1 protein-coding gene and 1 pseudogene are annotated in these 1,021 nt (G+C 58.6%); both read right to left on the bottom strand.

From position 1 onward, the window contains the following. Nucleotides 1-505, bottom strand: a pseudogene (locus tag A3754_RS25520) (type II secretion protein F); the annotation flags it as partial. Continuing rightward, nucleotides 492-1,021: CpaF family protein (locus A3754_RS25525; protein WP_197468875.1), on the bottom strand; the 530-nt coding region annotated here is incomplete at its 5' end. The gene A3754_RS25525 and the pseudogene A3754_RS25520, both read right to left, overlap by 14 nt.

A 1,021-nucleotide genomic window follows, 5' to 3' on the forward strand; every position in this document is an offset into this window, starting at 1 on the left:
TCAGTGACGCAAACACCGGCGGCGCATCCTGGAACGATTCCAGCAGTGAGGCTTCCAGAGAACGGCCCGCCCCCATGTAGCGAAGCGTGGAATCCATGATCCCGGGCAAGGATTCAAAAATAGTGCGACGCTGCTGCTGAAAACGAAAACGCCAGTACAACCAGAGGCTGGCAACAATGAACAGCGCCAGCACCGCCGTGGCAATCAGCCCTGAAGAGGCCAGCACCAATGCCAGGATGACAAAAATAACGATCGCCATCAGCGTAAGCTGGGTGCGGGACAGTCGAATATCCGCCCGCAACAACAATCGGTCCAGAGGTCCACTGACCACTCGCGCCTGCCCTGCTTCCTGGCCCATCTCAATGCGTTGCTGCAACCGTTGCCGCACCCGGTCGTTGACCAGGCTACGCTGGCGATAACGAAACCAGACCAGCTGCAGCAGCACCGTCAGCACGGCAATGATGCCGAGCATCTGTGCCATGCCGAGCAGCTCAACCGCGCTCATCATTACTCCGGTACAGGTAATCCATGTGATACAGGTCATCGCTGGTCGGCGTCAGCGCCACCACCTCGCTGACCCGTCGACTACCATCCGCTGTTCGTTCCAGCTGAATGATGATATCCAGGGCAGAACCGATCAGCCGGGCAATGGCCGTTTCACTGGCGTCATAGCCGCTCACCGCCAGCAGGGTTTCAATTCGCACCAGGGCATCACGGGAACTGTTGGCATGAATGGTACTCATGGACCCTTCGTGGCCGGTGTTCATGGCCTGCAACAGTTCGATAATTTCATTGGAACGCACTTCCCCCAGAATCACCCGATCCGGGCGCATGCGCAGCGCGTTGATAACCAGCTCCCGGGCGCTGATCCGGCCCTTGCCCTCGGTATTGGCCGGGCGGGTTTCCAGGCGCACCACATGGGGATGGTTGAACACCAGCTCTGCTGAATCCTCAATGGTAAGGATCCGTTCCGTGCGCGGAATGTACTGACTGATCAGGTTCAGCATGGTGGTCTTACCCG

This window comes from Alcanivorax sp. HI0083, assembly GCF_001635175.1.